General features: G+C 41.7%; 8 protein-coding genes. 7 read left to right on the forward strand and 1 reads right to left on the reverse strand.

The window, feature by feature from the left end:
- The first annotated feature begins 148 nt into the window (after positions 1-148).
- Entirely contained in the window at positions 149-361 is a 213-nt protein-coding gene (locus B2R65_RS07100; RefSeq protein WP_004589619.1) for a SlyX family protein, read from the forward strand.
- Between the two features lie 24 nt (positions 362-385).
- Here B2R65_RS07100 and B2R65_RS07105 read toward each other — a convergent pair whose 3' ends face one another.
- Positions 386-589, reverse strand: coding sequence for a YheV family putative zinc ribbon protein (locus tag B2R65_RS07105; protein ID WP_004589620.1), 204 nt, complete (start codon positions 587-589; stop codon positions 386-388).
- Positions 590-721: 132 nt separating this feature from the next.
- Between B2R65_RS07105 and B2R65_RS07110 the strand changes: the two genes are divergently transcribed.
- The 6 genes from B2R65_RS07110 (at position 722) to B2R65_RS07135 (ending at position 6,193) form a co-directional block, all read left to right on the forward strand.
- The gene (locus B2R65_RS07110; protein WP_286741758.1) at positions 722-2,644 is read left to right on the forward strand and encodes an ATP-binding cassette domain-containing protein; all 1,923 of its coding nucleotides are present in this window, start codon (positions 722-724) and stop codon (positions 2,642-2,644) included.
- Positions 2,628-3,050 carry a TIGR02444 family protein gene (locus tag B2R65_RS07115; protein WP_273611834.1) on the forward strand — a complete coding sequence of 141 codons (423 nt, stop codon included), beginning with the start codon at positions 2,628-2,630 and terminating at the stop codon, positions 3,048-3,050. Before B2R65_RS07110 ends, B2R65_RS07115 begins: the two co-directional genes overlap by 17 nt.
- A gap of 380 nt (positions 3,051-3,430) precedes the next feature.
- Complete coding sequence (locus B2R65_RS07120) at positions 3,431-3,577, forward strand: hypothetical protein (RefSeq protein WP_004589623.1); 147 nt, start codon at positions 3,431-3,433, stop codon at positions 3,575-3,577.
- A 111-nt stretch (positions 3,578-3,688) separates the two neighbouring features.
- Positions 3,689-4,681, forward strand: coding sequence for a hydrolase (locus B2R65_RS07125; protein WP_273611833.1), 993 nt, complete (start codon positions 3,689-3,691; stop codon positions 4,679-4,681).
- Positions 4,678-4,932 carry a YheU family protein gene (locus B2R65_RS07130; RefSeq protein WP_004589625.1) on the forward strand — a complete coding sequence of 85 codons (255 nt, stop codon included), beginning with the start codon at positions 4,678-4,680 and terminating at the stop codon, positions 4,930-4,932. The genes B2R65_RS07125 and B2R65_RS07130 overlap by 4 nt, the downstream gene beginning before the upstream one ends.
- Before the next feature lie 64 nt (positions 4,933-4,996).
- Positions 4,997-6,193, forward strand: a complete 1,197-nt coding sequence (locus tag B2R65_RS07135; RefSeq protein ID WP_273611831.1) for a dipeptidase — start codon at positions 4,997-4,999, stop codon at positions 6,191-6,193.
- Positions 6,194-6,467: the final 274 nt, after the last annotated feature.

A 6,467-nucleotide genomic window follows, 5' to 3' on the forward strand; every position in this document is an offset into this window, starting at 1 on the left:
AAAATTCAAACTTGGCAAGTCACACCACGTGAAGGCAGTAAGCCTAAATCGGCTGTGGTGCTAGATGTAACGTTTATAGATAACGGCAAGTCGTTGTTAACCGAGAGCTCGAGCGGAATTGCAGAGCACTTTACAATACGAGAAGCAAATGAACACAATTGAAAATCGTTTAATGGAGCTTGAGGCAAAAGTTGCTTTTCAAGACGAAACAATAGAAATATTAAATGACGAGCTAAAAGCACACCAACAGCAGCTTGCAAAAATGAAGCGCCAAACTGAGTTACTAGCAGAAAAACTTAAAGAAGCGCAGCAGCCGTCGCTAATGTCGCAAATGCAAGAGCCGCCTCCGCCACATTACTAAGGTGGGTAAAAAATAAAAACCGGGTTAATCGCCCGGTTTAAATACACCAATTACTTGTTCAAATTGGCGAGTAGATGCCTGAACAGCGTTATCGGGTTGCGCCATTTTGTGGCCACACTCTACACACTCTACTTTTTCAACATCATGTTCTCTGTATAGCATCATGGTATCCATGGCTTTACACTCAGGGCACGATGCACCAGCAATAAATCGCTTCTTTTGTCTCACAACATTTTTCCTGTGGTTTGAACTGCACATATTTTATCGTATAACTTCCTATGTTGATACGCTTGATAAGAGCAATACGTTCTATGGTATGATAGCGCCAACTTAACCAGGGCACAGTAAAGTAACGCATTCATGATCCAAATCTCAGAAATAGAACTACTTCGTGGCGGAAAAGCCTTATTAAAAAATGCCTCGGCTACTTTATTTCCTCAGCACAAAGTGGGCTTAGTTGGCGCTAATGGCTGTGGTAAATCTACCTTATTTAGTTTATTAAAATCTGAGCTGCAACTCGATGCGGGTGATTGCAATATACCGAAAGATTGGTCTATTGCTTCTGTAAAACAAGAAACCCCAGCCCTTGAAATAAGCGCCATTGATTATGTACTTCAAGGTCACCCTGAATACTATGCGTTGCGTATTGCCCTGCGTGAAGCTGAGCAAACAAACGATGGTGACACCCAAGCCAAAGTACATATTCAGCTTGAAAATATTAAAGGCTACAGCATAGAGTCAAAAGCGGGCGAATTACTGCACGGCTTAGGCTTTGCTAATCACCAAATAGAAAACCCTGTAAGCGCGTTTTCTGGTGGTTGGCGTATGCGTTTAAACCTTGCACAAGCACTTATTCGCGATGCCGACTTACTATTACTCGATGAGCCTACCAACCACCTTGATTTAGATGCCGTTTACTGGCTTGAGCGCTTTTTACGCGCCTACACAGGCACCTTGGTACTTATATCTCATGACCGCGAGTTTTTAGACGCCGTGGTTGATCAAATTTGGCATGTCGATAAACAGCTTATTAATGTGTACAAAGGTAACTACTCACAGTTTGAACGCCAAAAAGCAGAGCGCTTGTTACAACAACAAGCAATGTTTGAAAAACAACAAGAGCAAATTGCCCATCTTGAGCAGTTTATAACTCGCTTTAAAGCCAAAGCCAGTAAGGCCAAACAGGCACAAAGCCGTGTAAAAGCACTCGAACGTATGGAAAAACTGGCACCTGCGCATGCCGACTCACCGTTTGACTTTGAATTTGCCGAGCCAACAGCCCTGCCTAACCCGCTAATGACCCTAGATAAAGCAAAAGCAGGTTATGGCGATGTTACTATTTTAAATAATATCGCGCTAAACCTAGTTCCTGGCAGTCGTATTGCGTTACTCGGTCGTAACGGCGCGGGTAAATCAACGCTTATTAAGCTATTAGCGGGCGAGCTTGAGCCGCAAGCAGGTAAAGTGGTTCAACACCATGGCTTAAATATTGGTTACTTTGCGCAGCACCAACTTGAATCGCTTGATTTAAAAGCAAGCGCAGTGACCCATATTCAACGTTTAAACCCACAGGCCACAGAGCAATCATTGCGTGACTTTTTAGGTGGTTTTGCATTTATTGGCGATAAAGCACTTGAACCCGTGGCGCCGTTTTCGGGCGGTGAAAAAGCCCGCTTAGTGCTAGCCATGTTGGTATATCAAAAACCCAATTTACTACTACTTGATGAGCCAACTAACCACCTTGATTTAGAAATGCGCCACGCGCTAGTAATGGCACTGCAAGGCTTTGAAGGCGCCATGGTTACCGTATCGCACGATCGCCATATGCTTAAAAACACCGCCGATGAATTTTATTTAGTCGATGATGGCAAAGTCACTCAGTTTGGTTACGATTTAGACGCGTATTACCAATGGTTACTCAATGCCAATAAAGAAGCCGCTAAAAGCCAGCAACCTGACGAGCCAAAAGCAAATCCAAGCGTTAACCGTAAAGAGCAAAAGCGCCTAGAAGCTGAGTTTAGAAAAGCCATTCAACCGCTTAAAAAGCAAATTGAAAAGCTTGAAAAGCAGCTCGATAAATTTACTGCAGAGCTTAGCGAAGTTGAAGTAGCCCTTGGCGACAACACACTCTACAACGACGATAACAAAGCCCAGTTAAAAGAGTTAATTGCTAAGCAAGCCACGCTTACCCCTAAAGTATACGACACTGAAGAAGAACTACTGATGGCGCTTGAAGAAATGGAAGAAAAAGAACAGGCCTTTGCCGATGAACTTGCTCAATAAAAACGACTTTTGGCAATTTGCCTGCGCTTTGTACGCAAAGCCAGAGCAACAACAAACCTTGCTGACACTGCAAAACCAGCAAGGTAAAAACGTTAATCTGTGCTTATTTTTACTGTACTTAGATTCACTTAAGCTAAGCATTAATGCCGAGCAGCTCAGTGCGTTAATAGCGTCTATTAATGAGTTTGATACGCAGGCACTTAAGCCACTGCGTGCAACGCGCAAGTATTTAAAAGCCAATCAAGAAAGTATCAGCAACTATGCAAAAATACGCCAAGAGCTATTAAGCGCCGAGTTAAAGCTTGAAAAGCAACAACAGCAAATACTGATTGATACAGCGAATAAACTTAGCTTTTTAGAAGCTGTAAAGCCAAACAATATTGAGCTGTATGTGAAAGCCACTTAGGCTGTCAGTTTTTACACCCTCTTCTAAATGCTCATTTTAAAGCCAATTAATCACAAAGAGGATTAGAGACGCTGCGCTTTTAGAGAAAAATAAAAGCCAAGCTAATATCACTAGAAATATAAGCCTAGCCGCTACTGGCTTGTCGCTATATTTTCTCATTTACTTCTCATTTTTTTCTCTTTGTGCAAAAAATCTTTAAGCCAATTGATTATTCAAAGCCTATAGGTGCAGGAGTAGGAACTGAATAACCCCAAAAACATGATCTACATCAACTTTACTTGGTTACTTTTTCCACGCAGGGAAATAGTTTGATCTCGATCACATTATGCTTTGCAAAGTCACTTTATGATGTCTCCATCAACTGAACGAGGAGATTAATCATGAACGTATTCTTTAGAGACTTTTTTAGCGACCCTGTTTTATTTATGTCTTTTGGGATTTTAGGCGTAGTGATTTCTCTTTGCCTATTTTACGCTTTTTACTTTATTAAAAAAATTAGCGAGGCTGAAGTTCCCGAGCATCATTAAGCACGACGCACAAAGCGCCTACTCAGGTTACTGATTAGGCGCTTTTTATTTTATAAAGCGAAAAATTTGGTACACTAACGCTTCGTTTTTTTCATAGTGCGTAGTACAAACATGATCAATAAGTTTAAACCAGCATGGTGGATGACCAATCGTCACGTTCAAACCATAATGCCGCGTTTTTTCCGTCCATTTCACAATACGTCCTACGAACTTGAGCAACTTGATACGCCCGACGGCGATTTTATTGAACTTGCATGGTCGCTGCCTCATAACGAAAACGCTCCCCTTGCTGTGGTTTTACATGGCCTTGAAGGCAACATAAATAGCTTTTATGCCAAAGGCATGATGAAAGCCTTAAAAAAGCAAGGCTATGCCGTAGTACTTATGCACTTTAGAAACTGCTCAAGTGAAGTTAACCGCTTACCGCGTGCTTATCATAGTGGCGATACCGCCGATTTAGCTTTTTTTATAAATCATTTAAGGGAGCAATTTCCCAGCCGCCCTATTATGGCTGTTGGTTTTTCGTTAGGGGGCAATGTACTGGCTAAATACCTAGGCGAAGAGCGCGAAAACTGCCCCTTAAGTGCTGCAGCCGTGGTCTCGGCTCCTTATGATTTATCATCATCAAGCGATGTTATTCGTAAAAGCTTAGGCAAAATTTATCAAAAATATTTGCTCGATAGAATGAAAAAATCAATGCAGCGTAAATTGCCACAAATTAAGCAGCAAATACCTATTACTTCTGAGCAGTTAATGAAAATTGACGATTTGCTAGAGTTTGATAATCAACTAACCGCTCCACTGCATGGCTTTGAAAACGCACACGATTACTATCGCCAAGCCAGCGCAATGCCCTACTTAAAACATATTGCGATTCCTACGTTAATAATTCATGCCCAAGACGACCCAATGTTGTCGATTAAAGCCGTGCCAAGTAGGCAAGATGTGAGTGAGCATGTTACCCTGAGCGTCTCTGAAAAAGGCGGCCACGTAGGGTTTATTAGCGGTAATAATCCGTTTAGGCCAGTATTTTGGCTTGAACAAGCCGTCCCTCATTATTTTGGCCAGCACGTCCCCACTAAAGCGAGCAGTAAGCAGTTATGATTATCCCTTTTGAACAACTTGATAAAGACACCCTCTACAACCTAATTGAAAGCTACGTGCTTCGTGAAGGCACCGATTATGGTGAGCAAGAAGTGAGTATTCAAAGTAAAGTAGCGCAGGTTAATCAGCAGCTTAGAAATGGTGAAGCGATGGTGTTTTTTTCTGAGCTACATGAGTCGGTCACTATTATCTCAAAAAATGAATTTAAAGCACTGCAAAGCGAAGAGCATGAAGCACAGTCGTTTGATTAACGCCTAACACTTGTAACTTTTGAGCTGAACGTACACAATGGCTTTTTACCCAAAGAGCCAAAACATGATAAAACTCAGCACTCTAGTGGTAGCCATATCACTAGCTTTAACACCACAAGCCTTTGCAGAGCAAGTAAAAAGCCCGTCAGACAAAGCAGTAAAACTAGCAAAAGACACTATTTTAATCGACACCCATATTGATGTACCTTATCGCATCCACGAAAAGTGGGTTGATGTAACTAAAGCCACCGAAGGCGGCGACTTTGACTACCCTCGCGCAGTACAAGGGGGGTTAAACGCCCCTTTTATGTCGATTTATATTCCTGCTCACTTAGAATTTGAAGGCAAAGGTAAAAGCTACCAGCTAGCCAATCAAATGATTGATAGCATGGAAGCCATTGCACAGCGCGCCCCTGAAAAATTTGCTATTGCTAGCTCAACAGCGGATATAGAAGCGCAATTTGAGCAAGGTAAACTGTCAATTGCTATGGGCATGGAAAATGGCTCGCCAATTGAAGGAAAAATAGAAAACCTTCAGCACTTTTTTGACCGTGGTGTACGCTACATCACGCTTGCCCACTCGCAAAGCAACCATATTTCTGACTCGTCATACGATATTCGCCGTAAATGGAAAGGTTTAAGCCCATTTGGTAAAAAGCTAATTACTGAAATGAACAACGTCGGTATGCTAATTGACGTATCACATATATCAGATGATGCGTTTTATCAGGTAATGGAGCTATCTAAAACGCCGGTTATTGCTTCACACTCATCACTGCGCAAATACACGCCAGGCTTTGAGCGTAATATGAATGATGACATGTTATTAGCGCTTAAAAAGAATGGCGGGGTTATTCAAATTAACTTTGGCTCAAGCTTTGTAACCTCTAAAGCCGGTGCGTGGTACAAAGACCTTAAAAGTACTAAAGAGACCGTTAAAAAAGAAGGCACTAAGCCAAGTAAAGACTTTGATGCAGCGTACCGCGCTAAAAACCCATTCCCGTTTGCAAGCCTTGAGCAAGTACTTGATCATATTGATCACGTTGTAGAGCTTATTGGCATTGATTACGTGGGCATTGGCTCTGACTACGATGGGGTTGGCGATTCGTTACCGATTGGCTTAAAGGATGTATCTAGCTACCCTAACCTAGTACAAGGCTTAATGGACAGAGGTTACAGCGATTCAGACATTAAAAAGATTTTAAGCGAAAATACGCTAAGGGTTTGGAAGCAAGCCGAAGCATATGCGAAAAAGCACTAAGCTGTAAGTTGTCAGTTGTCAGTTGTCAGTTGTCAGTTGTCAGTTGTCAGTTGTCAGTTGTCAGTTGTCAGTTGTCAAAAAATTTAATTAATAGCACGGCTTAAAGTCGTGCTTTTTTATGTGTTAAGTATAATTTAACACCAAGCGACTAATAGTTGATAGCTGATAGCTGAAAACTAAACACTTTTCTTCAGGCATTAAAAAAGGCCACCGAAGTGACCTCTTTTTAGTATTAATTAGCTAGGCTAATTATTACTCTACGATAGTTGCTACA

Source organism: Pseudoalteromonas sp. UBA2102, from assembly GCF_002331165.1.
GTDB lineage: Bacteria > Pseudomonadota > Gammaproteobacteria > Enterobacterales > Alteromonadaceae > Pseudoalteromonas > Pseudoalteromonas atlantica.

Coding starts and splice junctions, on each gene's coding strand:
- B2R65_RS07100 (WP_004589619.1), top strand. CDS start 149: ATGAACACAATTGAAAATCGTTTAATGGAGCTTGAGGCAAAAGTTGCT.
- B2R65_RS07110 (WP_286741758.1), top strand. CDS start 722: ATGATCCAAATCTCAGAAATAGAACTACTTCGTGGCGGAAAAGCCTTA.
- B2R65_RS07115 (WP_273611834.1), top strand. CDS start 2,628: ATGAACTTGCTCAATAAAAACGACTTTTGGCAATTTGCCTGCGCTTTG.
- B2R65_RS07120 (WP_004589623.1), top strand. CDS start 3,431: ATGAACGTATTCTTTAGAGACTTTTTTAGCGACCCTGTTTTATTTATG.
- B2R65_RS07125 (WP_273611833.1), top strand. CDS start 3,689: ATGATCAATAAGTTTAAACCAGCATGGTGGATGACCAATCGTCACGTT.
- B2R65_RS07130 (WP_004589625.1), top strand. CDS start 4,678: ATGATTATCCCTTTTGAACAACTTGATAAAGACACCCTCTACAACCTA.
- B2R65_RS07135 (WP_273611831.1), top strand. CDS start 4,997: ATGATAAAACTCAGCACTCTAGTGGTAGCCATATCACTAGCTTTAACA.